The 24,495-nt window shown below is 64.1% G+C and carries 22 protein-coding genes and 1 pseudogene; 10 read left to right on the top strand and 13 right to left on the bottom strand.

Going from position 1 to position 24,495, the window contains the following annotated elements; all coding sequences use genetic code 11:
* Nucleotides 1-10: 10 nt before the first annotated feature.
* Complete coding sequence (locus AC3EMP_RS06475) at nucleotides 11-2,266, bottom strand: NHL repeat-containing protein (RefSeq protein WP_031201801.1); 2,256 nt, start codon at nucleotides 2,264-2,266, stop codon at nucleotides 11-13.
* 202 nt (nucleotides 2,267-2,468) lie between these two features.
* Between AC3EMP_RS06475 and AC3EMP_RS06470 the strand changes: the two genes are divergently transcribed.
* Nucleotides 2,469-4,061 (top strand): ABC transporter substrate-binding protein, encoded by a 1,593-nt coding sequence (locus AC3EMP_RS06470; protein ID WP_023696926.1) that lies wholly within the window; start codon nucleotides 2,469-2,471, stop codon nucleotides 4,059-4,061.
* Between the two features lie 6 nt (nucleotides 4,062-4,067).
* The gene (locus tag AC3EMP_RS06465) at nucleotides 4,068-4,931 is read left to right on the top strand and encodes a hypothetical protein (protein WP_023696925.1); all 864 of its coding nucleotides are present in this window, start codon (nucleotides 4,068-4,070) and stop codon (nucleotides 4,929-4,931) included.
* Nucleotides 4,932-4,937: 6 nt separating this feature from the next.
* Here AC3EMP_RS06465 and AC3EMP_RS06460 read toward each other — a convergent pair whose 3' ends face one another.
* From AC3EMP_RS06460 to bcoG, 7 genes are all read right to left on the bottom strand, one after another.
* On the bottom strand, nucleotides 4,938-5,879 hold the full coding sequence (locus tag AC3EMP_RS06460; RefSeq protein WP_023696924.1) for an alpha/beta hydrolase: 942 nt from the start codon (nucleotides 5,877-5,879) through the stop codon (nucleotides 4,938-4,940).
* Between the two features lie 123 nt (nucleotides 5,880-6,002).
* A complete protein-coding gene (locus AC3EMP_RS06455; protein ID WP_023696923.1) occupies nucleotides 6,003-6,785 on the bottom strand; it encodes a carnitinyl-CoA dehydratase in 783 nt (260 codons plus the stop codon).
* Nucleotides 6,778-8,856 (bottom strand): acetate--CoA ligase family protein, encoded by a 2,079-nt coding sequence (locus AC3EMP_RS06450; RefSeq protein WP_023702509.1) that lies wholly within the window; start codon nucleotides 8,854-8,856, stop codon nucleotides 6,778-6,780. Before AC3EMP_RS06450 ends, AC3EMP_RS06455 begins: the two co-directional genes overlap by 8 nt.
* 3 nt (nucleotides 8,857-8,859) lie before the next feature.
* The gene (locus AC3EMP_RS06445; protein ID WP_023694246.1) at nucleotides 8,860-10,023 is read right to left on the bottom strand and encodes an acyl-CoA dehydrogenase family protein; all 1,164 of its coding nucleotides are present in this window, start codon (nucleotides 10,021-10,023) and stop codon (nucleotides 8,860-8,862) included.
* A 5-nt stretch (nucleotides 10,024-10,028) separates the two neighbouring features.
* Nucleotides 10,029-11,123 carry a carnitine 3-dehydrogenase gene (locus AC3EMP_RS06440; RefSeq protein WP_352710236.1) on the bottom strand — a complete coding sequence of 365 codons (1,095 nt, stop codon included), beginning with the start codon at nucleotides 11,121-11,123 and terminating at the stop codon, nucleotides 10,029-10,031.
* Nucleotides 11,124-11,125: 2 nt separating this feature from the next.
* Nucleotides 11,126-11,749 carry an HD domain-containing protein gene (locus tag AC3EMP_RS06435; RefSeq protein ID WP_027049243.1) on the bottom strand — a complete coding sequence of 208 codons (624 nt, stop codon included), beginning with the start codon at nucleotides 11,747-11,749 and terminating at the stop codon, nucleotides 11,126-11,128.
* A gap of 14 nt (nucleotides 11,750-11,763) precedes the next feature.
* Nucleotides 11,764-12,687: a 3-dehydrocarnitine:acetyl-CoA trimethylamine transferase BcoG gene (bcoG, locus tag AC3EMP_RS06430; RefSeq protein ID WP_023668863.1), complete on the bottom strand. Its 924-nt coding sequence runs from the start codon at nucleotides 12,685-12,687 to the stop codon at nucleotides 11,764-11,766.
* Nucleotides 12,688-12,765: 78 nt separating this feature from the next.
* Here bcoG and AC3EMP_RS06425 point away from each other — a divergent pair, with 78 nt between their 5' ends.
* Complete coding sequence (locus AC3EMP_RS06425; protein WP_023755579.1) at nucleotides 12,766-13,746, top strand: GlxA family transcriptional regulator; 981 nt, start codon at nucleotides 12,766-12,768, stop codon at nucleotides 13,744-13,746.
* 61 nt (nucleotides 13,747-13,807) lie between these two features.
* Here the strand turns inward: AC3EMP_RS06425 and AC3EMP_RS06420 are convergent, their stop codons facing one another.
* Together AC3EMP_RS06420 and xylA are read right to left on the bottom strand one after the other, a co-directional pair.
* Nucleotides 13,808-14,011: a hypothetical protein gene (locus tag AC3EMP_RS06420; RefSeq protein ID WP_023684278.1), complete on the bottom strand. Its 204-nt coding sequence runs from the start codon at nucleotides 14,009-14,011 to the stop codon at nucleotides 13,808-13,810.
* Between the two features lie 205 nt (nucleotides 14,012-14,216).
* A complete protein-coding gene (gene xylA, locus AC3EMP_RS06415; RefSeq protein WP_023684279.1) occupies nucleotides 14,217-15,542 on the bottom strand; it encodes a xylose isomerase in 1,326 nt (441 codons plus the stop codon).
* A 113-nt stretch (nucleotides 15,543-15,655) separates the two neighbouring features.
* Between xylA and AC3EMP_RS06410 the strand changes: the two genes are divergently transcribed.
* Nucleotides 15,656-16,018 (top strand): nuclear transport factor 2 family protein, encoded by a 363-nt coding sequence (locus AC3EMP_RS06410; protein ID WP_023745168.1) that lies wholly within the window; start codon nucleotides 15,656-15,658, stop codon nucleotides 16,016-16,018.
* 191 nt (nucleotides 16,019-16,209) lie between these two features.
* Here AC3EMP_RS06410 and xylB read toward each other — a convergent pair whose 3' ends face one another.
* The 3 genes from xylB to AC3EMP_RS06395 form a co-directional block, all read right to left on the bottom strand.
* Nucleotides 16,210-17,664 (bottom strand): xylulokinase, encoded by a 1,455-nt coding sequence (xylB, locus tag AC3EMP_RS06405; protein WP_352710233.1) that lies wholly within the window; start codon nucleotides 17,662-17,664, stop codon nucleotides 16,210-16,212.
* 81 nt (nucleotides 17,665-17,745) lie between these two features.
* Nucleotides 17,746-19,071, bottom strand: a complete 1,326-nt coding sequence (locus AC3EMP_RS06400; RefSeq protein ID WP_023703619.1) for a tetratricopeptide repeat protein — start codon at nucleotides 19,069-19,071, stop codon at nucleotides 17,746-17,748.
* 24 nt (nucleotides 19,072-19,095) lie between these two features.
* The gene (locus AC3EMP_RS06395) at nucleotides 19,096-19,719 is read right to left on the bottom strand and encodes a LysE family translocator (protein ID WP_023696914.1); all 624 of its coding nucleotides are present in this window, start codon (nucleotides 19,717-19,719) and stop codon (nucleotides 19,096-19,098) included.
* A 229-nt stretch (nucleotides 19,720-19,948) separates the two neighbouring features.
* On the opposite strand from AC3EMP_RS06395, the gene AC3EMP_RS06390 reads away from it, so the two are divergent.
* The 6 genes and pseudogenes from AC3EMP_RS06390 to AC3EMP_RS06365 all read left to right on the top strand — a co-directional run bounded on the left by AC3EMP_RS06390 (nucleotide 19,949) and on the right by AC3EMP_RS06365 (nucleotide 24,476).
* Entirely contained in the window at nucleotides 19,949-20,716 is a 768-nt protein-coding gene (locus AC3EMP_RS06390) for a L,D-transpeptidase (RefSeq protein WP_023668871.1), read from the top strand.
* 99 nt (nucleotides 20,717-20,815) lie between these two features.
* Nucleotides 20,816-21,982 carry a diphosphate--fructose-6-phosphate 1-phosphotransferase gene (locus AC3EMP_RS06385; RefSeq protein WP_352710231.1) on the top strand — a complete coding sequence of 389 codons (1,167 nt, stop codon included), beginning with the start codon at nucleotides 20,816-20,818 and terminating at the stop codon, nucleotides 21,980-21,982.
* Nucleotides 21,982-22,746, top strand: coding sequence for an MBL fold metallo-hydrolase (locus AC3EMP_RS06380; protein ID WP_352710230.1), 765 nt, complete (start codon nucleotides 21,982-21,984; stop codon nucleotides 22,744-22,746). The genes AC3EMP_RS06385 and AC3EMP_RS06380 overlap by 1 nt, the downstream gene beginning before the upstream one ends.
* Before the next feature lie 24 nt (nucleotides 22,747-22,770).
* Nucleotides 22,771-22,992, top strand: a pseudogene (locus AC3EMP_RS06375) (PDZ domain-containing protein); the annotation flags it as partial.
* Nucleotides 22,993-23,127: 135 nt separating this feature from the next.
* Nucleotides 23,128-23,739 (top strand): sulfite oxidase-like oxidoreductase, encoded by a 612-nt coding sequence (locus AC3EMP_RS06370; protein WP_023711301.1) that lies wholly within the window; start codon nucleotides 23,128-23,130, stop codon nucleotides 23,737-23,739.
* Complete coding sequence (locus AC3EMP_RS06365; RefSeq protein WP_352710227.1) at nucleotides 23,736-24,476, top strand: FAD-binding oxidoreductase; 741 nt, start codon at nucleotides 23,736-23,738, stop codon at nucleotides 24,474-24,476. Before AC3EMP_RS06370 ends, AC3EMP_RS06365 begins: the two co-directional genes overlap by 4 nt.
* The last annotated feature ends 19 nt before the right edge of the window (nucleotides 24,477-24,495 follow it).

Raw genomic sequence — 24,495 nt, 5'->3', positions numbered from 1 at the left:
CTTTCCCTCCTCAACGTTCGCAGCTGACGGCTGGGGTTCTGAGCGGCAGAGTCATCTTGCAGCAAGGGTAGTAGCCACCCTTGTCCTTGTCGGACTGCCTGTAGAAGCAAAGTCCAACATCGACTCTGTCGCCCGGAGAATGGCCGGTGATGTCGACCGTGTAAGGCTTGCCGTGAGCATGCGACTGGGGTGATGTCACCCCGACGCCTGGTGTCATGGACTGGACTTTGATCGAATCGCCGCCAAAGCCGGCATGGTCATGGAGATAGAGGTCGGCCTGGAGGCCGCGAGGCGTGCAGTAGAACTGAACATCCTCGACATCGATGCACGGAGGCAGATCGCCGGGCGGTGGGAAGCCCGGCGGATAGAACGGCGGCAGATAACCGCCTGGGATCTCTTCATAATAGCCGGCACGGCCGTCGCAGGGGTGCCAGACCTCGACGTCGCCGACATGGCCTTCCACTTCTGGGTCTTCGAAATAGCCGTCGAAGTCGACGAACCACGAGCCGAAAGGCGGCACGTTGGCCGGCTTGACCAACGGCGTCGGCGTGATCTGCACGCCGTGCACGGCAAGCGGCCCGCCGGCGGCGAGCTGGTCGGCAAGTGTCGGGTTGTCGCGCAGCTTGTCGCCGGTGTTGACCAGCGTGTCGGTGCACACGCCGGTGTCGAGATTGCCGTCGGCGTCATAGCCATATTGCAGGTCGAGCCCACCGGCCGACTGCCGGTTGCCTTGCGGGAAGCCGACCGCATATTCCTGCGGCTCTTCCACCCAGACCGATTCCGTCGCCGGATCGTCCGGGTTTTCGCGCCAGTAGCGGATGACCTCGCCCTTGCCGGAATCGGCGAACTGGCTGTAATCGTAGCGATTCTCGACCGGGCCGCGCTGCGCCAGATACATGAAGCCCTGGTTGTCGAAGGCGATGTCGGTGACGGCGTAGTCCTTGTCGGCCTTGACCGTCAGCTCCCAGCGCGGATCACCGGCAAAGCTGCCATCGCGGGCAATGCCAACCGACCAGATCTCGGCCTTTTCGCCGACCGAATAATAGAGCCGGCCGCCATGATAGGCGACGGACCAGACGCGGCGTTCGTCCTGCGTGTAGCCCCATGTGTCGGGGTCTTCCGAGTCGAAGGCAGCACCCTGTATGTCCATCACCGCACCGTCATCGGCGACGGGAGCCAGCCCATGCGCCGGCCGCCCGGCAACGCCGTGATCGAATGTGTCGATCAGCGTGCCGTTGGCGTCGAGGCGGTGGATGAAGCCCGTGTCGAGGTCGCTGGCGAAGAACTCGCGGTGATTGCTGTCGAAGCTGATGTCGCCGATGCCGGAACCGCTGTTGGTGTCAATGTCGGCGAATTTGGAGACCGCGCCGGTGATGCCGTCGATCTTCCAGATCGTGCCCGGACCGCCACCGCTTTCGGTGCCGAACTGGCCGTCCATGAAGACGGCGCCTGCGGTTCCGCGGCGCTGTCGCTCGAGCCGACCGTCGGCATCTTCGTCCGGGGTGACGATACGGATGCCGTGCAGCGAGGTCGCGCCGGCATAGAGGTTGGGGACGCCCGTGGGAACGCCGTCGCGCACACCGTCATCATAGGTAATGGCGAACACCTGGCCGATCTGTTCGGCCGTCACCTCGAAAGGCGGCGGCGTGTAGACGAGCTGGCCGGAAGCCGGTCCGCCGAGCGCCGAAACGTCGAAGACGCGCAAGGTGGCGCGCGTCGTGTCGATGAAGGTTTCGTCGACCGGGTCGACGCCGGGCGGCAGCCCCCCCCTTTCGGAATCGGCAGAGTCGAAATTGGGAATGACGGTGCCGGAAAATCCGGTGACCGCCATCGAGCCGGGATAGATGATCTGGGTTTCCTGCGCTTGGGCGGCTGTGTCCAACCAGAGCGTGGCGCTCAGCGCCAGGGCAAGCAAACCGCCGGCCAGATGGAGCGAACGGCGCAAACCGCCGCTTGGAGACGACATGGACGCGCCGCGATCGCAGGACATAAAACTCCCCCCGAAGTTTTCGGGAGGAACATCCGGTCCGGCCGCGCGAAACAGGGCAAGGCGCGGCGTTCCGGCACGTTCGTCCCTGATCGAATTGTCTGCTTTCCTCATCTTCACGATACGCCTGCTCCTGCGCAGGGTCAACGGAATCAGCCGAAAGCCCAGCGCATCGACTCCATCCCGAAGGCGGTGGTCGCGCTGAGCTTGCGTTGGTCCCGGAGACCGTGGAGCCTCTGGGGTCCTGGTCATGGGGGCATCCTTTCCGGCCCGCACCATGCGGCGCCTGGTCGTCAGTCGCAGGCTGGAGCGGAAAGGTTCATGCAAAACGGCGGCCGGGTCTGTCCGCCATTTCACAGAGGCGCGGCCAATTCCTTGTGTCAACTCAAGGTGGAAAACAGTCTTGGCGCGCGAAAGACCGGCCGGCTTACTTACCGTCAGTGCCGGCTTCTGCTAGCGTCTTCCCAACCCTGGGGGGATCATGACACGCAGGCACTTCGTTCTCTTGCTGGCGGCGCTTTTTCCATGTGCGTTGCCGGTCCATCAATCCGTAGCCAAGACCTTGGTCTACTGCACCGAGGTTAGCCCCGATACGTTCGATCCCGCACTCGCCTCCGGATCCCGCGACGCCTCGGCCACCGCTCTCTACAACCGCATGGTCGAGTTCGAGCCCGGCACCACCAAGGTGCGCCCCGGCCTTGCCGAAAGCTGGGAGATTTCCGACGACGGCCTCACCTACACATTCCACCTGCGGCACGGCGTGAAGTTCCACAGCGTCGAGGGTTTTACGCCGAGCCGCGACTTCAACGCCGATGATGTGCTGTTTACCTTCGACCGGCAGGCCAACGCGCAGAACCCGTTCAACAATTACGCCAAACGCCAGTACATTTACTTCGACGGCATCGGCATGCCGGATCTTGTCGCCGGTTGGCGCAAGCTTGACGACCATACTATGGTGATGAAGCTGAAGGCGCCGCATTCGCCGATGCTTGCCGACCTGGCGATGGATTTCGCTTCGCTCGTTTCCAAGGAATATGCCGACAAGCTCGTCGCAGAGAAGCGGCTTCTCGACTTGGCGCTGAAGCCGGTCGGGACGGGTCCGTTCCAGCTTGTCGACTACCAGCAGGATGCAGTCATCCGCTACAAGGCCAATCCGGACTACTGGCGCGGCAAGCCGAAGATCGACGATCTCGTCTTCGCCATTGCCACCGATGCCAGCATTCGCATGGAAAAGCTGCGCGCCGGCGAATGCGATCTCATGCCCTATCCAAATCCGGCCGACCTGGAGGCGATCAAGGCGACGCCCGGAATCAAGGTCATGCGGCAGGAGGGCCTCAATACGGGATACCTCGCCTTCAACACCTTGCAGAAGCCCTTCGACGATCCAAGGGTGAGGAAGGCGATCGCCATTGCCATCGACACGCAGGCGCTGGTCGACGTCGTATTCCGCGGCACCGGCGAAGTCGCACGCAATCCGCTGCCGCCAACCTCCTGGGCCTATGACAAGACGAGCCCCGATCATGTCTTCGACCCCGCTGCCGCCAGGCAGGGGCTCGCCGATGCCGGCGTAAAAGACCTGCACATGAAGATCTGGGCGATGCCGGTGCAGCGTCCGTATAACCCGAATGCGCAGCGTATGGCCGAAATGATCCAGTCCGACCTGGCAAAGATCGGTGTCACCGTGGAAGTCGTGACGTATGAGTGGACTGAATACCTTGCCCGCTCGAAGTCACGCGACCGCGACGGCGCCATGCTGTTCGGCTTCACCGGCGACAATGGCGACCCCGACAACTTCCTGTCGGTGCCGCTTGGCTGTGCCGGCGTCGGCACCACCAATCGTGCCAACTGGTGTTTTCCGGCCTTCGACGATCTGCTCAAGCAGGCAGCCGGGATCGTCGATCCCGCTGCCCGCGCAAAACTCTATTCGCAGGCGCAAACGATCTTCAGGGAGCAGATGCCGTGGGTCGCTATCGCCCACTCCGTGGTCTCGATCCCGATGCGCGAACAGGTGACGGGCTATGTCATGGACCCCTTTGATCACCACGATTTCTCGGGCGTCGATATCAAGGAATAGCGTTCGGTGTCTGCCGCAGATCTCGATGTCTATGTAGAGAGCCTGCGCAATTTCCGACTGGTGCGGAGCTATTGCATCGCGCAGTTACTGCCTTACCTGGAACAGGCTGGATTGAAAGTGCGCCTGCTCGACCGGCCGGCCGGCCGAGATCGGGCGCCGGTGGCCTTTCTGCATGTCGACCTGACAATCGTGCCGCCAACGTACCGCGGTCTCGGCCACCTCTACGACCGCACCATCAATGGCCGCGCGCTGTCCATCCACCGGCACCTTTATTCGACACTGAAGCTGGAGGCCGGCGACAGCCACAAGGGGCCGGTTGTCGTCAAGACGGTCCTCAACTCCAGGGGCCGACCAGAGCAGCGCTGGTGGCAGCATCGCAACGGCCTGACCAGGAGCGCGCATGCCATCCGCAAGCTCTTCGAACCCGGCTACAAGGACCGCCTGTGCCCGCCCTATAAGGTCTACCAGACGATCGGCGAGGTTCCGCGGGATGTATGGCGCAACAATCGCCTGATGGTGGAAAAGTTCGCTTTCGATACGCTCGACCTGCCCATCGTCAAGCACCGCTACATGTTCCTGCTCGGTGCCGAGGTCAACATGCGGCAGGTCTACGACGATGTGTTGTGCGCCGGCTCAAAAATCCTGAGCAATGAGGTGGGCGGCGCCGTGCCACCGGAAGTGCTGGCGGTGCGGCAGCGGCTCAACCTGGACTTCGGCGCCATCGACTATTTCATTGTCGATGGCAAAGGCGTTGTCGTGGATGCCAACAAGACCGTCGGCTCAAACCCTGAATGGCTGAAGAAAAACCGCTTTCGTCGGGAATTCAACGATCGCATGGCTGAGGAACTGATCGCCTTTGTCCGCGGTTGAGCCGGATCACCAGATCCAGTCGCCCTTGCCCAGCACCGACACCGCTTCGACGATACGGTTGAAGCTGGCGCGGGCCCGGCCGACCGTGTGCCTGGCCCGGAGATAGCCATGCACCAGCCCCGGCTCCTCGGACCAGCTGGCGTGTCCGCCTGCGGTAAGGATGCGGTCGCGGTAGGCCTCGCCGTCGGACGACAGCGGGTCGCATTGCGCGGTGATCAGCACGGTTGGCGGCAGTTTGGTGAAATCGGTGTCGGCGAGCGGCGACAAGGTGATGTCACCAGTACCGTCAGCGCCGCCGGTGCGGATGTGCTTGTAGAATTCGAGATCGCGCATGGTCAACATCGGTGCTTCGGCGTGCGCGACATACGAGCCCTTCGAACGGTCGCCGCCGAGGCCCGGATAGATCAGCACCTGGCCGATCGGCTTTTTGGCATGGCCACGCGTTGCGTGAGCAACAGCCGCGCAGAGATTGCCGCCGGCGCTGTCGCCGCACAGCAGAATAGGGCGGTCGTAGGTTTTGGCTGCCCATTCGAAGGCACGTAAAGCATCGTCGAAAGCGGCCGGGTGCAAATGCTCCGGCGCCAGCCGGTAATCGATGGAACCCACCTCGTAACCGGTGCGGGCGCAGAGCTCGGCGCAGACATCGTCATGGCTGTCTAGGCCGCCGAGGATGAAACCCCCGCCATGGATGTAGAGCACCATCGCCGCCGTGTTCGGGGTAGCGCTGCGATAGATGCGGATCGGGATGTCGTGTGATCGGTTGGCAATGAAAGTCGTTTCCGCCGTCACACCATTGGGATAGCCGGCAAAGAACTCGCGGCACATCCGGTCATAAATCGCACGCTGCTGGGCGATGGTGTAGTCGATCGTATCGGGCGGGTAATAGGAATTGGTCCGCTCGATGAAGGCCCAGGTCTCGGCATCGATGAGGGTTTTGTAGTCGGTCATGCAGCTCCTTTACCTCCCCCTTGATGGGGGAGGTCGCCGCGAAGCGGCGGGTGGGGGTGGTGGCGCATCACCCCACCCCGGACCTTCGGTCCGACCCTCCCCATCGAGGGGAGGGTAAAGAGGCTACTTCCCCTTCCACACCGGGTCGCGCTTCTCCGCAAACGCCCGGAACCCTTCCATACCGTCCTCGGAGCCATAAAGCGCATCGACCGTCGCCAGTTGCCGGCGCGTGACGCGGTTCATGGCATCCTGGAAGGTCAGCGCCTCGGCCACCCGCGCCGTCTCCTTGATCGCGGCAAACACCAGCGGCGGGCCGCTGGCCAGTAGCCTTGCGACCTCCCAGACGCGGTCTTCAAGCTTTTCCTTGGGCAACACTTCGTTGACCAGGCCCCAGCGATGCGCTTCCGCTACATCCATCCAGCGGCCGGTGAGCAGCAAGTCCATGGCGACATGATAGGGAATGCGCTTCGGCAGCTTGATCGTCGCGGCGTCCGCTAGCGTGCCGGCGCGGATTTCGGGCAGTGCGAAGGAGGAGTGGTCGGAGGCGAAAATGAGGTCGCAGGACAGCGCCAACTCGAAGCCGCCGCCGACCGCCATGCCGTTGACGCAGGCGATGACCGGCTTGTTCATGTCGCGCAGCTCCTGCAGGCCGGCAAAGCCGCCGACGCCATAGTCGCCGTCGACCGCGTCGCCACCGGCGGCTGCCTTCAAATCCCAGCCGGCGCAGAAGAACTTGTCGCCGGCGGTCTTGACGATGGCGACGCGCAGTTCCGGGTCGTCGCGGAACGCCTTGAAGGTCTCGCCCATCAGCCGCGAGGTCTTGAGGTCGATGGCGTTGGCCTTGGGCCGGTCGAGCGTGACCTCGAGGATGGTGCCCTCGCGGCGGGTGGAAATGACGTCAGACATTCTTCTTCTCTCCCAGCACCAGCAGCGCGTCGGCGATCCAGGCGCCCTTGCCCTCGGCGCAGACGATCAGCGGGTTGATGTCGAGTTCCTCGATCTCTCCGGCATTCGTCTGCACGAAGCCGGCAATGCCCGCGATGGCGTCGATGGCCGCGGCGACATCGGCCTTCGGCCGGCCGCGATAGCCCTCAAGCAGAGGGAACAGTTTCAGGCCGCGTAGCGCCGCCTCGATATCGTCGCGCGTTGCCGGCAGCATCAAGGTCACGCTGTCGCGCAACAGCTCGACCAGCACGCCGCCAGTTCCCAGCGTCATGACGGCGCCGAACATCGGGTCGCGGGTAAAGCCGACAATCAGTTCGGCAACGCCGTCGCGCACCATGCGCTCGACATAGAGCCCGGTGCCGAGCGGCAAGAGATCGTGCGCCGCGGTGCTGACGGATTCGGCGTCCTTGAGGTTAAGCCTGACAGCGCCGACTTCCGACTTGTGGGTGACGCCAAGCGCCTTCAACGCCACCGGGAAGCCGAGCGCCATCGACGAAATCACCGCTTCGACGGCATTGGCGGCGCGTTCGGCCTTCGGCACCGGCAAGCCGGCCTCGATCAGCCGCGCCTTGGCTTCGGCCTCGTCAGGGGTGACATGATCGCCGCCGGCAGCACCTGCAGCCGACGTGTCGATCGGCTGCGCCTGCGGCTCGGCCCAGGCCCAGCCGATGAAGGCCGCCGCGCCTGCGGCATCAATGGCCTCGGAAATGCCGAACAACGGCACCATGCCGCGCGCCATCAGCTCGGCGGTGTATTCCTCCGGCAGGTTCTCCGGCAGCGACGAGACAATCGCGCCATGCGCCTTGTTGGTCTTCAGCGCCGCCTCGAAGGCGCGCAGCGTCGCCCACCAGTCGGTGACCGAGCAGCGGTCGGGGCGCGGGAAATCGAGCACCAGCATGTTGAGGTCGAAACCGCCCGACACCATGGCGGTGAAGGTGGCGGTCATCGCCGGTTCATTGTTCCAGATGAAGGTGTGATAGTCCAACGGGTTGGCGACCGCGACCAGCGGCCCGAGCGTCGATTTGACATGGGCGCGGTGTTTGCTGGTGAGCTCCGGGAAATTGACCCAGCGGCCTTCGGCGCTGTCGGCCATGACAGAGGCTTCGCCGCCCGAGCAACTCATCGATGACAGTCTATAGCCGGGCAGTGGTCCTGTGACGTGCAGAAGCTTCAGCGCCTCGATAAAGGCGGGGATGGAATCGACGCGCGCAATGCCGAGCCGCCGCAGGAAAGCGCCCGAAGCGGCATCCGAACCGGCGAGCGAAGCTGTGTGCGAGACGGTCGCCTGCCTGGCCTGTTCGGACCGGCCGACCTTCATGGCGATGATCGGCTTCTTCAGTTCGCGCGCCCGCGCCGCCAGCTTCTCGAAGCCGGCTACCGAATCGAAGGCTTCGATGTGCAGGCCGAGCGAGGTGACGCGCTCGTCCTCGATCAGGCCGAGCGCCATTTCGGAGAGGCCGGTCTGCGCCTGGTTGCCGGCGGTCATCAGGAAGGCGATCGGCAGGCCGCGCTTCTGCATCGTCATGTTGATGGCGATGTTGGAGGACTGGGTGATGATGGCGACGCCCTTGGCGCCTTCGGGCAGCCTGATGCCGCCATGCTGGTCGGGCCATAGCAGCGCGCCATCGGCATAGTTGATCAGGCCGTAGCAGTTCGGCCCGATGATCGGCATCTGGCCCGCGGCAGCCACCAGTTCGGCCTGCAGCCGCTCGCCGTCATCGTCATAGGCCTCGGTCTCAAGAAAGCCCGCGGCAAAACAGACGGCGCCGCCGGCGCCACGCTTGGCCAGCGCCTTGATCACCTCGATGGTGAGATGCCGGTTTACGCCGACAAAGGCGGCGTCGGGCGCCCCGGGCAATTCGGCGACCGAGCGATAGGCCTTGCGGCCGGCGACCTCGTCCTTGTTCGGATGCACCGGCCAGATTTCGCCGACAAAGCCCATCTTGATCGATTGGGCGACGACGGCGGCGGCCTGGGCCCCGCCGAACACCGCGATGGATTTTGGGCGCAACAGACGCTCAAGCTTGTGCATGGGTTATGCCCCGAACGGGCGCAGCAGCGCCCGCGAAATGATGTGGCGCTGGATTTCCGACGTCCCTTCCCAGATGCGCTCGACACGGGCGTCGCGCCAGATGCGCTCCAGCGGCAGGTCATCCATCAGCCCCATGCCGCCATGGATCTGGATTGCTTCGTCGGCAACAAAGGCGAGCATTTCGGTAGCCTTCAGCTTCGCCATGGCCATGTCCTGATCGGTGACGGTGCCCTGATCGTACTTCCAGCCGGCTTCGAACACCATCAGGTCCGCCGCCTTCAATTCGGTCGCCATGTCGGCGAGTTTGAACGACACGCCCTGGAACTTGCCGATCTGCTGGCCGAACTGCTGGCGTTGCGCCGAGTATTCGATGGCGTGGCCGAGCGCCCGCTCGGCGCGGCCGAGACATGTGGCGCCGACCTGCAGGCGCGTGGCGCCGAGCCAGGAATTGGCGACGTCGAAGCCCTTGTGGACCTCACCCAGCACCTGGCTTGCCGGCAGGCGGCAATCGTCGAATTCGAGGATGGCGTTGGTGTAGCCGCGATGCGAGACGTTGCGGTAGCCGTCGCGCACGGTGAACCCCTTGGTGCCCTTGTCGACGAAGAAGGCGGTGATCTTCTTGCGCTTGCCGCGCGGCGTTTCTTCCTCGCCCGAAGCCATGAAACAAATCGCGAAATCGGCAAGATCGGCATGGGAGATGAAATGCTTGGTGCCGTTAAGGACCCAGTCGTGGCCGTCCTGCACCGCGGTCGCCTTCATGCCTCGCAGGTCGGAGCCGGCGCCGGGCTCGGTCATCGCCAGGCAGTCCCACTTCTCGCCGCGGATGCACGGGAACAGGTACTTTTCGCGCTGCTCGGGCGTGCCGGCGAGCAGGATGTTGGAGGGGCGCGCGACGCAGGTCCAGTGCAGCGCATAGTTGGCGCGGCCGAGTTCCTTCTCGTAGAGCAGCCAGGTCACCGTATCGAGGCCGGCGCCACCGACATCGGCCGGCATGTTGGCCGCATAGAGCCCGGCTTCGATTGCCTTGACCTTGATCTCCTCGATCAACTCGCGGCGCAGCACGCCGGTGCGCTCGACCTCGCGTTCATGCGGGTAAAGCTCATTCTCGACGAACGCGCGCGTCGTCTCGACAATGAGCTTCTGTTCCTCCGAAAGACCGAAATCCATGGTCCTCAGCCCTTCTTCTTTTTCTTCGGCTTTTCCGCCTTCTTCACTGGCTTCGATGCCTTGGCCTTTTCTGCGGCCCTGGATGCGGCCGGCTTCTTCGCCGCCAGCTTGGCCAACTGCCTGGTATAGTCCTTGTGCAAGGCGCCGGCGCCCCAGCCCTTGCCTTTGTTCTGTTTCGACAGAGCATCCATGATCGCGACCAGATTGTCGTCGCGGATCCTTTCCAGTTCGCGGATCGACAGGCCGTGCGCCTGGTCGTCCGACTGGGTGGCAATAAGATCGACCAGCTCGTCGTTGAACTCCGGCACGTCCATAAGCTTGGTCCACGGCCATTTCAGGCACGGCCCGAACTGCGCCATGAAGTGGCGCATGCCGGCTTCGCCGCCGGCGACGCGATAGACCTGGAACATGCCCATCTGCGCCCAGCGCAGGCCGAAGCCATAGCGCATGATGTCGTCGAGTTCCTCAACGGTGCAGATGCCGTCCTTGATCAGCCACAGCGCCTCACGCCAGGCCGCTTCGAGCAGGCGGTCGCCGACAAAGGCCTCGATCTCCTTGCGGATCACCACCGGCTTCATGCCGATCGATGCATAGATCTCCTTTGCGACCTCGATCGCCTCTGGAAAGGTCTGTTCGCCGCCGACGATCTCGACCAGCGGCAGCAGATAGACCGGGTTGAAGGGATGTCCGACAACCAGACGCTCCGGATGCTTCTTCATCGCCACCTGCATGTCGGTCGGCTTGATGCCCGAGGTGGACGAGCCGACAATGGCGTTGGCCGGCGCGTAGAGATCGATCTCGGCCAGTACGCGGTGTTTGAGGTCGAGCCGCTCCGGCACGCTCTCCTGGATGAAATCGGCGTCAGCCACCGCCTCGGCGATGGTCTTGGCAAAGGTCAGTCTGCCTTCCCTGGGCAGGCCGCCGGGAACCATCTGCTTGTAGGCGCGGCGCGCGCCCTTCATCACTTCCGAGACCTTGCGTGACGCTTCCGGGTCCGGATCGAAGATCGACACGTCGATGCCGTTGAGCAGCAGCCGCGCCACCCAGCCGGCGCCGATGACACCACCGCCAATGGCGGCTGCCTTGTTGATGATGCTCATGGTCAGGCTCCGGTTCTTGTCTTGGCGGTTTCGGGGTCGATGAGAGGCACGCGCTCGCCGGAGCGGATCACGGAGGGGTCGTAGGCCTTGCGGGCGAAGACTTCGAGCACGAAGGGCCGGAAGAATTCGATCGGCAGCGTGTCGTAGTCCGGGTCGAAGCTCGACTGGTCCCAGCGTTCGCAAAACTGGTCGCAATCGTCGAAATAGGCATGGCCGGCGAAGCGGTCGCGAGCATGGCGGTTGCCGCCGAGATGATGCGCGTAATAGAGCCGCTGGAAGTCGCCATGCTTTTCCACCACCCAGGTGCATTGCTCGCGCACGAAAGGTTTCAGGATCGAGGCGGCGTATTCGTCGTGATTGTACGGTGCGTAGATGTCGCCGATGTCGTGCAGCAGCGCGCAGGCGATCCAGTCGGTGTCGGCGCCGTCGCGCCAGGCCCGCGTCGCCGCTTGCAGCGAATGGCCGAGCCTGGTGATCTTGTAGCCCGACAGGCCTTCGTCGAGTTGCACCAGTGCGTCGAGCAGCCGCTCGCCGGTCCTGGCGGCATAGTCGATCTCATGGGCGGTCAGGAACTCATAGTCTTGCCTGTCGCCATCCTTCATCGCAGTGAATTTGACGGTAGCCATGATCCGCTCCCGTCTTAAGCAGCCGCTGCGATCGGCGCCCGCTTGGTGAGGTTGAGCTTCCTGCGCACTTCCTCCGGCCCCAAAATCCTGGCGCCGAGATTGGTAACGATGCTGGCCGCGCGCTCGACGAGCTGCGCATTGGTGGCCAGCACGCCCTTGTCGAGCCAGAGATTGTCTTCGAGACCGACGCGGACATTGCCGCCGGCGAGCACTGCAGCGGCTGCATAGGCCATCTGGTTGCGGCCGATGGCGAAGGCCGACCAGTTCCAGGTCGACGGCACGTTGTTAACCATGGCCATGAAGGTGTTGAGGTCGTCCGGCGCCCCCCACGGCACACCCATGCAGAGCTGCACCAGCGCGTCGGGATTCAAGACCTTTTCTTCGACCAGCTGCTTGGCGAACCAGAGGTGGCCGGTATCGAAGGCTTCGATCTCCGGCTTGACGCCGAGCGCCGTCATCATGCCGCCCATTGCGCGCAGCATGCCGGGCGTGTTGGTCATGACATAATCGGCCTCGGCGAAGTTCATGGTGCCGCAATCCAGCGTGCAGATTTCCGGCAGGCACTGGCGCACATGTTCCATGCGGTTGGTGGCGCCGCCCATGTCGGTGCCTTTTTCATTGAGCGGCAGCGGCGCTTCCGGTGAGCCGAACACCATGTCGCCGCCCATCCCGGCGGTCAGGTTCAGGATCACATCGACTTCTGCCGCGCGGATGCGGTCCGTCACTTCGCGGTAGAGATGGACATCGCGGCGCGGCTTGCCGGTCTCGGGGTCGCGGACATGGCAGTGGACGATGGCGGCACCGGCCTTGGCCGCATCGATCGCCGAATCGGCGATCTGCTTGGGCGAGCGTGGCACATGCGGGGAGCGGTCCTGCGAGCCGCCGGACCCGGTCACGGCACAGGTAATGAAAACCTCACGGTTCATCGCGAGCGGCATGGACATCTCCTCCCCATAGAAACAGACCCTAACAATGACCGACTTGCCGGAAACTGTTTTGCAATTTACGAAGCTCTCGTGATCAAAAGCGAAAAACCGACCATCTTTCGCGCTGAGCGATCGCCGCTCAAGGTGACGCTGCTGGTGTTTTCAGGCTCGTCCATCATGTGCGTGGCGTCGACCGTCGACCCGCTGCGCGCCGCCAACCGCATCTCAGGCGAGACGCTGTTCGATTTCAAACTGGTCTCGGTCACCGGCGAGGCGCCGGTCACCACATGCGGCCTGCCGGTGGCGGTCAGGGGCCGCTTCGATGCGGCCGAGCCGACCGACGTGCTTGTCGTCGTCGCCGGCTTCGGCACCCAGAATTACGCGACATCGGCTCTGCTTTCCGGATTACGGCGAGCGGCCCGCGCGGCTCGCGCCTGCGGCGGCGTCGAGGCCGGCACATGGCTGGTGGCGCGCGCCGGCCTCCTCGAAGGCCGCAGCGCCACCACCCATTGGGAAGACATGGAGGATTTTTCCTCCGCCTTTCCCGGCGTCGACGTGCGTCCGGACCGCTACGTCATCGACGGACCGGTGTTCACCTCGGGCGGGGCGTCGCCGACCTTCGACCTGATGCTGCATCTGATCCGCACCCGGCTCGGCATGGCCGTCGCGCTCGATGTCGCCAGCGTCTTCATCTACGACCAGGCGCGCGCCGCGACCGACGCGCAGCCGCTGGTCTCGCTCGGCCGGCTCGACGGCTACGACCCGCGTCTGGCGCAGGCTATCCGGCTGATGGAATCGCATGTCGACCAGCCGCTGACCATCGACGCGGTGGCAAAACGCGCCGGGGTGACGGCGCGGACATTGGAGAGCATTTTTCGCAAGTCGATCGGCGAGACGCCGGGCGCATATTATCTCAGGCTTCGGCTGGGCGCGGCGCGGCGGCTGGTGGTCGACACGCGGATCGCCATGGCGGATATTGCCGGGCGGACGGGGTTCTCGTCCGCCGCGGCATTTTCCAGAGCGTTTTCAAGAGCGTTCGGCCAAGCCCCGGTCAGGCTGCGCCGAGGTTGATGCATGTCGCCCAAAAGTGTGTCGCGGTTTTGGGATTACGACATGCACAGACAAAGGGAGATCAGGCTGCGTTCTGTCGATCGCTGCCGGCGTCCATCTGCGAGCGCATCTGCCTCGCCAGACGGACTTCAAATCGGCTGCTGACAGCACGATCCCATTCGTTTTTCACGCTGTCGGTCGGCCGCGGCAGCGCCATCAGCCGGTCGATGATCGATCCGGTCTCGCCGGATGAGAGCAGGGCGTTGATTTCGCGTTCATGCTGCATATCGGTTCGCCTCCTTCCTTTTCACCCGCCACAACCGCATCCTTATACGAGATACGTGACGGCAGTTTGAAGGCAAGAGCGAGGTCATTGAGGGGCGCCAAAGGGCAAACCCTTGTCGTCGGATAGGGTCTTGCGCAAACCCCATTCCGGGGCGGCCGGAATGTTATCCAGCCACCCTTGAGCACAACGAATTGGCTTTCCGCCCTCAGACGTAGCGGTTGACGATGTTTTCCAGCAACTCCTGGCGGCCGGAGCGTGGCTGCGGCTCGATCTTCTTCTTCACCACGCGCTCGGCGATGTCTTCCAGCGAGCGCTTGCCCGACAGCATCGCCTTGCCCTCGGCCGTGTTCCAACCGGCATAGCGCTCGGCCAGCGGACCCGACAGCGCCTTGTCCTCGACCATCTTGGCGGCTGCCTTGAGACCTCGTGCGCAGGAATCCATGCCGCCGATATGGCCGATCAGCAGGTCCTGCGGGTCGAGCGACTGGCGGCGCAGCTTGGCGTCGAAATTGGTGCCGCCGGTCTTGAAGCCGCCGGCCTGCAACACCTGGTAATAGGCCAGCGCCATCTCCGGCACATTGTTGGGGAACTGGTCGGTGTCCCAGCCCGACTGGTAGTCGTTGCGGTTCATGTCGATCGAGCCGAAGACGCCGAGCGCATTGGCCAGCGCCAGCTCGTGCTCGAAGGAATGGCCGGCAAGAATCGCGTGGCCCTGCTCGATGTTCAGCTTCACTTCCTTCTCCAGCCCGAAGCGCTTGAGGAAACCGTAGACCGTGGCAACGTCGTAGTCGTACTGATGCTTGGTCGGCTCCTGCGGCTTCGGCTCGATCAGGATCGTGCCTTTGAAGCCGATCTTGTGCTTGTAGTCGACGACGAGACTGAGGAAGCGCCCGGCCTGCTCCTGCTCGCGAGCAAGATCAGTGTTGAGCAGCGTTTCATAGCCCTCGCGCCCGCCCCACAGTACATAATTCTCGCCCTTCAGCCGCTTCGTGACGTCGATGCAGCTTTTCACCGTCGCCGCCGCATAGGCGAAGACATCCGGATCGGGATTGGTGGCGGCGCCCGACATGAAGCGGCGGTTGGAGAACAGGTTGGCCGTGCCCCAGAGCAGTTTGACGCCGGTCTTCTTCATCTTGGCGGCAAAATAGTCGGCGATCTCGTCGAGCCGCGCGGCACTTTCGGAGAAATCCTTGCCTTCCGGCCGCACGTCGGCGTCGTGGAAGCAGAAATAGGGCGCGCCGAGCAGCGAGAACATCTCGAAGGCGACGTCGGCTTTCAGCTTGGCCAGTTCCATCGTGTCGACGCCGCCAGCCTTGGGAAACCAGGGCCGGTCGAAGGTCTGGCCGCCAAAGGGATCGCCGCCCGGCCAGGCGAAAGAATGCCAGTAGGCGACGGCGAAGCGCAGATGGTCTTCCAGCCGTTTGCCGGCCACCACCTCGTCGGGATTGTAGAAGCGGTAGGCCAGCGGATTGGTGGAATCCGGCCCCTCATACTTGATCGCTTTGATGTCGCCGAAAAATCCGCTGCTCATGATTTCTGTCCTCTCTCGAATAGTTCACCCTGATTACCTCAGGCGTAATTGGTTTCGCTCTCGCTTGGGGTGAAAAGCCTCGTGTCAAAGCCACTCAACGAAGGAGACAGACCATGACCGACCTCAATACGATCGCCCAGAACTACATCACCGCCTGGAACGAGGCCGATGCGGATCGCCGTGCCGAACTGCTCAAGGCCACCTTCACCGAAGACGTCAGCTACCGCGATCCGCTCATGCAGGGCGACGGCCACGCCGGCGTTGCTGGGCTGATCGACGGCGTACAGCAGCGCTTCGCCGGCTTCCGGTTCTCGCTGAAGGGTACGCCGGACGGGTTTGGCGACCGCATCCGCTTCTCGTGGAATCTTGGGCCGGAAGGCGTGCCGTCGGTTATCGAAGGCACCGATATCGGTGTTGTCGAAAATGGGCGCCTGAAGAGCGTCACCGGGTTTCTGGACAAGGTGCCGGCGCAGTGATCGATTAAGGGTGGCGCGAGACACCCCCCTCTGCCCTGCCGGGCATCTCCCCCGCAAGGGGGGAGATTGGCTGGCATCCACGCCTTCGCTAATCACCCACCTTACAAGACTGGCATACCCGCCGACGCTGCCGATCTCCCCCCTTGCGGGGGAGATGCCCGGCAGGGCAGAGGGGGGTGCCTCGCGCCGACTCACGCGGTCACGCCCTTGATCGCCGGATACAGCGCCCGGTAGCGCTGATAGGCATCGGCATACGCCCCGCCAAGCGGGACATCCGGTTCGATCGTCGCATCCGTCCTCGGCGCCGTGCACACCGCCAGCGGATCAGCCCCTGTCGCCGCGATCAGACCAAGCCTCGCCGCGCCAAAGGCAGCACCGAAATCGCCGTCGGCCGGAATGTCCACGGGCACCTGCAGCGCCGTAGCGATCGCCTTCAGCCAGTAGCGCGAGCGCGAGCCGCCGCCGATCGCGGTTACCCGCGTCAAATCCGTGCCGGCGGTCTTCAAGGCTTCGAGACTGTCGCGGAATGCGAAGGCGACGCCTTCAAGCACGGCCTGCGTCAGCACCGCGCGGCTCGACTCATGCGCCAGTCCGGTGAAGGACCCACGAATGGCGGAATCATTATGCGGCGTGCGCTCGCCCGAGAGATAGGGCAGGAACGACACCCCGCTCGGCGCTCTCAGCACATCGCCAAGTTCGGCGGTCAATTCGCCGGCCTTCTTGCCTGAAATCTCCGACAGCCAGTTCAGCGAATCGGTCGCAGACAGGATGACCCCCATCTGGTGCCAGGTGTTGGGCAGGGCATGGCAGAAGGTGTGCACCGCGCTTGCCGGATTGGGCAGGTAGGAAGCGTTGGCGGCAAACAGCACGCCAGATGTGCCCAGCGACACAAAAGCGTGGCCGGCGCCGACCGTGCCCATGCCGCAGGCCGAAGCAGCATTGTCGCCGGCGCCGCCGGCAACCGGGGTGCCCGATGCTATGCCCCAGCTGACGGCCAGTTCGGCGCGCAAGGCTCCGGCCTTCTCCGTGCCTTCGACCAGCGACGGCATCTGCCTTTCGTCGAGCGATGTCGCCGCAAGCAACTCGGGGGACCAGCGCCGTTTGCCGACATCGAGCCAGGAGGTGCCGGCCGAGTCGGACATTTCTGAGATATGCTCGCCGGTCAGCCACAGCCGCAGGAAATCCTTCGGCAAAAGCACCTTCGCCACTTTGGCGAAGACGGAGGGCTCATTGTTCTTCACCCAGGCGAGTTTCGGCGCCGTGAAGCCGGGGAAGACGATATTCCCGGTGAGTTGGCGAAAGCGCGGGTCGGCATCGAGCGCGGCGGCCTCGGCGTGGCTGCGCGTATCGTTCCACAGAATGCAGGGGCGGAGCACCTGGTCGCCGGCATCTAGCAAGGTGGCGCCATGCATATGGCCGGAAAGGCCGATGCCCTTGACCGCGGCAAGCTCTTTTGGGTGCGAGGCTTTCAGCTCGGCAATGGCCGTCTCGCAGGCGCGGATCCAGTCCGTGGGGTTTTGTTCGGACCAGCCGGGATGCGGCCGCGATACGTCAAGCGAAGCATGGCCGGAGCCGATGATCTTCTGCCCGGCATCGATCAACAGCGCCTTGACGCCCGACGTGCCGAGATCGAGGCCGAGATACATGCATTCCTCCCATTGCCATTAATTTTTTCGGGTCTCGAAAAAATCTGGCTTGCCATTTTTTAAAACAAGATCCGCCGCGGGTCAATTCTCTGACAAATTGGCGGCGCGTTGCGAAAACAGCGCCGAAAGCGGACTGTCCGGCCGGGCCAGTGCGCGCTCGGCCGTCAACGCCCGGGCAAGCGCTGGGTCACCGGCGCGCAACGCCGCCTCGATCAGCGTGAGATCAATCACATCGCGCTGGGCGTGGCTGCCGCCAAAGCGATGGGCAATGGCGCGGATCGGTCGAATCAGGCGCACCGCTTCGCTGTAATTGCCCTCGCCGAATGCCTTGATGCCTTCCGTCAGTGGCTGGCCGACATCCCGGGTAAAGGCGGCGTTGTCGTCGCTGCCGCGCATCGCCTCGTGCTGGGCTTCGAGCAAGATCTTGGCCGGCCCTTCCAGCCCGGTGCCGACGAATGCCATCATCGCATGCGCATCGTTGAAGGCGTAATTGCCGGCTCCAGCCTTCGGCGCCCAGTTGGCAGCGAGCGCTGCCCAGCGGTCGCCGACATCGGCACCGCCGAGATAAAGCCGCCACAGGATCGCGGAGGCGTCGACCATGTTCAGCGCCAGCGTCGAACGCTCGCCATAGATCGGCCCGTCATAGAGTTTGAGCACCTCATCGGTCTCGCCGAGATCGTAGTGGAACAGCGCGAGATGCCACCAATTATGCACCTGCAGGAAGCTTTCTTTGGTCCACGCCTCGGGGTTGGCGCGCATCCAGGCGATGCCGTCGCGTTGCCGGCTCTGCATCTCCATGACATGGGCGACCGCATGCTGCGCCCAGCCGTCTCGCGGCTCGATCTCGATCGCCTGTCGGCCGAAACTTTCGGCTCTGATATAGTCGCCCATCTCCTCCAGACCGAAGGCCTGCATACCGAGAATGGCGTGGTAACCTGGCATGCCGCTCTGCCAGGACGGCAGCGCGCGGCCGATACGGTCGCGCAGCATGCGGGCATTGCCGGTGAAGAAGTCGATCTGGTGGCCGACCTGCAACGCCACCGCGTCGAGCGGGTTGTCGATGGCGATATCTTCGAGCAGGCGCGCGGCGTCATGCCAGCGTCCCGCGGCAAGGTGGCCAAGGGCCGCCACATGCGCCTGTTCGCGCGGCGTCGCGGCAAGCGGCAGTGCCGCAGCATGGCATGCCTGGGCGACCGCCGTTGCCTCGCGTTCGGTGGCGAGGCCGAACAGATACCCCTTGAAGACATGCGCCATGACGAAACCGGGATCCGCCGATATGGCGCGGTCAACGGAGCCGACCGGGTCGCCGACGAAGCATTGCAATTCATGCACGGCCTGGCTGTAGGGTGAAAACCCGGCCTCGGTCGCGCCCGAAAACATTAGGCCGAATGGATCTCTTACTGCCATATCGGCCCTGATGCTCCGCAGTTCCTAATTGCCCGAGCGCATCGCCACCGTGGCGATGCCGGCGCCGACCAGCAGCGTGCCGCCGGTGCGGTTGAAGATGCGGATCGCCTTGGGGTTGCGTACTACGTTGCGGGCGCGCGCCGCGATCAGCGCGTAGCCGAAGGCATTGGCGAAGGCGAGCGCCAGGAAGGTCGCTTCGAAGATCAGCATCTGTGTCCAGAAATCGGCTTCCCGGTTGAGGAACTGCGGCAGGAAGGCGACGAAGAAGGTGATGCTCTTCGGGTTGAGTGCGGTGACCAGCCAGGCGTGCGCCATCATCTTGGCGGCCGAGACGGCATCTGTGCGTGGTTCGGCTTTGAGCGCGCCGCCGGCGCGAAACAGTTTTACCCCGAGATAGATCAGATAGCAGGCGCCGATCAGCTTCAGAATGGTGAACACGGTCGCCGACGCGGCCAGCAGCGCGCCGATGCCCAGCATCGACAGGGTCATGGCGGTGAAGTCGCCCAGCGCCACGCCGACGGCCATCGGCAAGGCAGTGCGCCAGCCCTGGCCCAGCGCATAGGACACGACCAGAAGAATGGTCGGGCCCGGAATGATGAGCAGGACGGTGGAGGCGGCGGCGAAGGCGGCCCAGTTTTCGAACGACATCTTTGTCTCCTTGAGCGCAAAGAAAAGGATAAATCCTCGTGTGCGGAGGAATGTAAAGAGCCCTCTCCCAAAAATGCACGGCGGACCATTTCGCCAGATCGCTGCGGCTATTGGCGGCACAGGCTTAAGACCGGTCGTTGGGCCTTCACCCTTTTTCAACCATGTTTGGCGAAACTGCCTGCTATCCGGCCGGACCGTGTTTCCCGCCGACAGCGTAGGGTTTGGGTGCATGCGTGAGTTGCCGCAGAATGTGACGCCGCCAGCAAATGGCGACGCAAACGAGACCGAACATCTCTATTCCCGCCGCTTCGTCCTGTCAGGGGCCGGCGCCATGACGCTGCTCGGCATGGCCGGCTGCAGCACTTCGACGCTCGAGCTGCCGCAATTCCAGCTGGATGACACGGTCACCGGCTCGGTGCGGCCGATCCGTCCGGCGATCAGCGTCGACAAGAACGTCACCGGCCCCGATGTCATGTACGCTTCGCTAAACGATGGCGGCTTCGAAGTGCCGGCGGTGCCCTATCAGAAGGTCAAGCCGGAGTTCCGCCGCCAGATCGTCGTCAACGAGACCGGCGAGGCGCCCGGCACCATTGTCGTCCATCTGCAGGAGCGAAAGCTCTATCTGGTGCAGGAGGGCGGCGACGCCATCCGCTACGGCGTCGGCATCGGCAAGGACGGCTTCCGCTGGTCCGGCCGCGCCAACATCCAGTACGGCAAGGAATGGCCGACCTGGACGCCGCCGCCGGAGATGATCCAGCGCAAGCCGGAACTGGTGAAGTGGCAAAACGGCCAGCCCGGTGGCCTCACCAACCCGCTCGGCGCACGCGCTCTTTACATCTACCAGGACGGCAAGGACACCGGCTACCGCATACACGGTTCGCCGGAATGGGCGAGCATCGGCCAGGCGATGTCGTCGGGCTGCGTGCGCCTGATCAACCAGGATATCATCGACCTCTACAGCCGCGTTTCCAAGAAGAACCCGGTCGTGGTCGTCTGATCCTGTGCGGCGGTTTGGCGCCGCTGGAAACTCCCGTTGCGCGATGCGGCAAGCTAGGCCAAGGTGCCTTGAAAACCACAGCGCCGGGAGAGATCGAGCATGGCTGGAACGTTTGTCATCGCACAGGGCGGCGGCCCGACCGCCGTCATCAACCAGACGGTTGTCGGGGCCACGCTGGAAGTCCGCAAGCGCCATCCCGGCGCCAAGGTGCTGGGCTCGCTCCACGGCGTGCGCGGCATTCGTGACGGCAACTATGTCGACCTCTCCGCCATCCCCGAGGACCGGCTGCGGCTGATCGCCGGCACGCCGAGTGCCGCGCTCGGCTCGACACGCGACAAGCCCGACGCCGCCTATTGCGAAGTCATCCTCAACGGGTTGAAGAAGGCCGGCGCCGACGCTTTCATCTACATCGGTGGCAACGACACGTCGGGCACGCAGCAGATCCTGACCGATGCCGCTGGCGGCAGCATCGCTTTCGTCCATGCGCCAAAAACCATCGACAACGACCTCGAGGAAAACGACCACACGCCGGGCTTCATCTCGGCGGCCGAATTCGTCGCCGGCGCCTTCCTGTCCGTCGATCTCGATTTCCGCGCATTGCCCGGCATCTATGTCGGCATCGTCATGGGCCGGCATGCCGGCTTCCTCACCGCGGCGGCTGCAGCCTGGCAGCTCGATCACGACAGCGGCCCGCATCTGGTCTACGTGCCGGAACGGCCATTCTCCGCCGCCGGTTTCATCGACGACGTGCGCGCCACGCTCGACCGCCACAAGCGCTGCATCGTCGCCGTCTCCGAAGGTGTCAGCACCGCCGACGGCAAGGCGCTGGTCGAAAGCCTGGTGCCGCCGGACAAGCTCGAGCGCGACGCGCATGGCAACGTCAAACTGTCGGGCAGCGACCTGCCGTCAGCTCTGGAACGTGCGCTCGCCGAAGGCCTGCCGGGCAAGCGCGCCCGCGTCGATGCGCTTGGCTACATGCCGCGCGGCTATGTCGGCTCGATCAGTGCCGTCGACGCGCAGGAGGCTTTCGACGCCGGCGCCTTCGCGGTTGCCGTTGCCGGCGAAGGCGGTGGCTCGGTGGCGCTGCAATATGACGGCACGAAAACCGTGCTGAAGAAGGTGCCGCTGAAGAACGTCGCCGGCAAGACGCGCCATATGCCCGACGATTTCATGAAGCCCGATGTCAACCAGCTGTCGGAAGCGGGCATGGCTTACCTGAAGCGGCTGGTGCCGGAAAAATACAAGGTGGGAAAGCCCTTCGTCTGATGGGCGGCCGTTTTGGCGGCACCCGTTTTGGTGGCGAGCGCGTTGTCGGCGACTGGTTCGGCAAGACGATCATCGACGACCGCACGACGATGCTGACCGAGCCGTTCGTGCATGATTTCGTGCGCGCCAACATCTGGCATTTCAGGGGACGCGACGCCGACCTGCTGGTCGACACCGGCATGGGCATCTGCCCGCTGGCGACTGAGATCGACACGCCCGAGGGCAAGCCGCTCATTGTTGTCGCCACCCACATCCATCTCGACCATGTCGGCTCGCTGCACGAGTTTCCGCTGCGCGCCGGGCCGCGGCACAGTGCCGAGCATTTCGAGACCATGAACGATCAGGTGACCTACGCCTACATGTTCAACAATCTCGACGGCGCCGTTTCGAAATTGCCGGCGCCGGGCTGGACGGCGGCCGACTACAAGATTCCGCCGGCGCCGCTGACGCGCACGCTGGACGAGGGCGACATCGTCGACCTCGGCGACCGGCAGTTCCGCGTCCTGCGTCTGCCCGGACATTCGCCGGATTCGATCGCTTTGTTCGACGAGGCAGACGGCCTGTTCTTTGCCGGCGACGCCATCTACGATTCCACGCTGATCGACGACCTGCCGGATTCCTCCCGGCCTGATTATCGCCGTACCATGCAGCGGCTCCTTGACCTGCCTGTTCGCCTCGGCCATGGCGGCCATGGGCCGAGCTTCGACGGCAACCGGATGCGCGAGATCGCCACAGCCTATCTCAGGCGCACCGGAGGCCTCTGACGACATTGTGATTGGAACCAGCGTGGCGCCGTGGTCGAGCGCGTCAATCCGGACACGGCAGCCGCCAATGCCGGCCTGCAGCCGGGCGACGTCATCGTCGCCGTCGACCAGTCGCCGGTGCGGAATGCGCGGCAAGCCAACCAGGCGATCGCCGAGGCCGGCAGATCGGGCCGGAAGTCGGTGCTGCTTTTGGTCGACCGGGGCGACACACAAATCTTCGTCGCCGTACCCTTCGCCGCCGGCTGAGGCATGATGCGGCAGGGGTCGCCGGACCACCGACAGGCCTGCCGCACGGCGCCGCCAAAATTCCTGTTGCCCGCCGCGACATCTTCGAGAACATTACGGCAGGCCGGCAATGGCCTGCTAAAAACGGACGGTCCGATGGTCACTCGCGGTTTTTCCTCCGGTCGAAAGCCTCCAACGGAGACCGATGCGCGCATTCCGCCCGGTCAGTATCTCGAACAGGGCTTTCCGGTGCTGTCGGCGGGGCCGACGCCGCGCGTGCGCACCGATGACTGGTCGTTCACGCTCAAGCACGGGCCACGCCCGATCAAGAAATGGAACTGGGCCGAGTTCAACGCGCTGCCCTTGACCAAGATGACGCGCGACATCCATTGCGTTACCGCCTGGACCAAGTTCGATACCGCCTGGCAAGGCGTGCTGGTCGACGACATCCTTGCCGATGCCGGCATCGAAGCGCCGACCGGCTTCCTGCTGGCGCATGGCTATGACGGCTATACCACCAACGTGCCGGCCAAGGATCTCACCGCGGGGAAGGCGATGGTGGCGCTGCTTTATGAAGGCAAGCCAATCACTGCCGACCATGGCGGCCCGGCGCGGCTCCTGGTGCCGCATCTCTATTTTTGGAAATCGGCTAAATGGCTGAACGGGCTGCAGTTCACCGAGCGCGACGAGCCGGGCTTCTGGGAATTGCGCGGCTATCACATCTATGGCGACCCGTGGCGCGAGCAGCGCTATAGCGGCGATCCATGAGCGAAGCGCCGCAATCTCCCTGGCAGACGGCGAAAATCACCCGGATCGAAAAGCGGACGCCACGCGTTACCAGTTTCTTCTTCGCGCTGTCACGGCGATTCGCCTATCGCGCCGGACAGCATGTCGATGTCAGGCTGACCGCGCCTGACGGCTACCAGGCGCGCCGCTCCTATTCCATCGCCTCGGCGCCGGAGAGCGGCGCCACGATCGAGCTGGCGATCGAGAAGCTCGACGATGGTGAAGTCTCGCCCTTCTTCCACGACGTCGCCGCGGTCGGTGACGAGATCGAACTGCGCGGGCCGCTCGGCGGCCATTTCGTCTGGTCCGATGGGGATGGCGGGCCGCTGCTTCTGGTCGGCGGCGGCTCCGGCGTCGTGCCGCTGATGGCGATGGTGCGTCACCGGACCTTGCGCAAATCGGCGGTGCCGGTGGCGCTGATGTTTTCGGTGCGGGTCTGGGACGAGGTGATCTTCCGCGACGAGCTGATCGGTCTCGGTGACCGCCGCGACGGGTTCGAGCTGGTGCTTACGCTGACGCGCGAGGCGGCACGGCGCCCGTCCGACTATTCGAGGCGCATCGACACGGCAATGGTCATGCAGGCGCTCACGCGGCTGCCGCGGCCGCCGGCGCTCGCCTTCGTCTGCGGGTCGAACACCTTCGTCTCGGCGGCTGCCCGGGCGCTGATCGACGCCGGCATACCAGCGGAAATCATCCGCACCGAGCGCTATGGCGTCTGAGAGGGCCACAGTGGTTCAC

It is taken from the genome of Mesorhizobium sp. P160219, assembly GCF_057786095.1.
This window is presented reverse-complemented; position numbering and strand designations above follow the sequence as displayed.

Bases quoted from the DNA above. Each gene is read 5' to 3' on its own strand.
- AC3EMP_RS06475 (WP_031201801.1), bottom strand. From the start codon at position 2,266: ATGGTGCGGGCCGGAAAGGATGCCCCCATGACCAGGACCCCAGAGGCT.
- AC3EMP_RS06470 (WP_023696926.1), top strand. From the start codon at position 2,469: ATGACACGCAGGCACTTCGTTCTCTTGCTGGCGGCGCTTTTTCCATGT.
- AC3EMP_RS06460 (WP_023696924.1), bottom strand. From the start codon at position 5,879: ATGACCGACTACAAAACCCTCATCGATGCCGAGACCTGGGCCTTCATC.
- AC3EMP_RS06455 (WP_023696923.1), bottom strand. From the start codon at position 6,785: ATGTCTGACGTCATTTCCACCCGCCGCGAGGGCACCATCCTCGAGGTC.
- AC3EMP_RS06450 (WP_023702509.1), bottom strand. From the start codon at position 8,856: ATGCACAAGCTTGAGCGTCTGTTGCGCCCAAAATCCATCGCGGTGTTC.
- AC3EMP_RS06445 (WP_023694246.1), bottom strand. From the start codon at position 10,023: ATGGATTTCGGTCTTTCGGAGGAACAGAAGCTCATTGTCGAGACGACG.
- AC3EMP_RS06440 (WP_352710236.1), bottom strand. From the start codon at position 11,123: ATGAGCATCATCAACAAGGCAGCCGCCATTGGCGGTGGTGTCATCGGC.
- AC3EMP_RS06435 (WP_027049243.1), bottom strand. From the start codon at position 11,749: ATGGCTACCGTCAAATTCACTGCGATGAAGGATGGCGACAGGCAAGAC.
- bcoG (WP_023668863.1), bottom strand. From the start codon at position 12,687: ATGCCGCTCGCGATGAACCGTGAGGTTTTCATTACCTGTGCCGTGACC.
- AC3EMP_RS06420 (WP_023684278.1), bottom strand. From the start codon at position 14,011: ATGCAGCATGAACGCGAAATCAACGCCCTGCTCTCATCCGGCGAGACC.
- xylA (WP_023684279.1), bottom strand. From the start codon at position 15,542: ATGAGCAGCGGATTTTTCGGCGACATCAAAGCGATCAAGTATGAGGGG.
- AC3EMP_RS06410 (WP_023745168.1), top strand. From the start codon at position 15,656: ATGACCGACCTCAATACGATCGCCCAGAACTACATCACCGCCTGGAAC.
- xylB (WP_352710233.1), bottom strand. From the start codon at position 17,664: ATGTATCTCGGCCTCGATCTCGGCACGTCGGGCGTCAAGGCGCTGTTG.
- AC3EMP_RS06400 (WP_023703619.1), bottom strand. From the start codon at position 19,071: ATGGCAGTAAGAGATCCATTCGGCCTAATGTTTTCGGGCGCGACCGAG.
- AC3EMP_RS06395 (WP_023696914.1), bottom strand. From the start codon at position 19,719: ATGTCGTTCGAAAACTGGGCCGCCTTCGCCGCCGCCTCCACCGTCCTG.
- AC3EMP_RS06390 (WP_023668871.1), top strand. From the start codon at position 19,949: ATGCGTGAGTTGCCGCAGAATGTGACGCCGCCAGCAAATGGCGACGCA.
- AC3EMP_RS06385 (WP_352710231.1), top strand. From the start codon at position 20,816: ATGGCTGGAACGTTTGTCATCGCACAGGGCGGCGGCCCGACCGCCGTC.
- AC3EMP_RS06380 (WP_352710230.1), top strand. From the start codon at position 21,982: ATGGGCGGCCGTTTTGGCGGCACCCGTTTTGGTGGCGAGCGCGTTGTC.
- AC3EMP_RS06370 (WP_023711301.1), top strand. From the start codon at position 23,128: ATGGTCACTCGCGGTTTTTCCTCCGGTCGAAAGCCTCCAACGGAGACC.
- AC3EMP_RS06365 (WP_352710227.1), top strand. From the start codon at position 23,736: ATGAGCGAAGCGCCGCAATCTCCCTGGCAGACGGCGAAAATCACCCGG.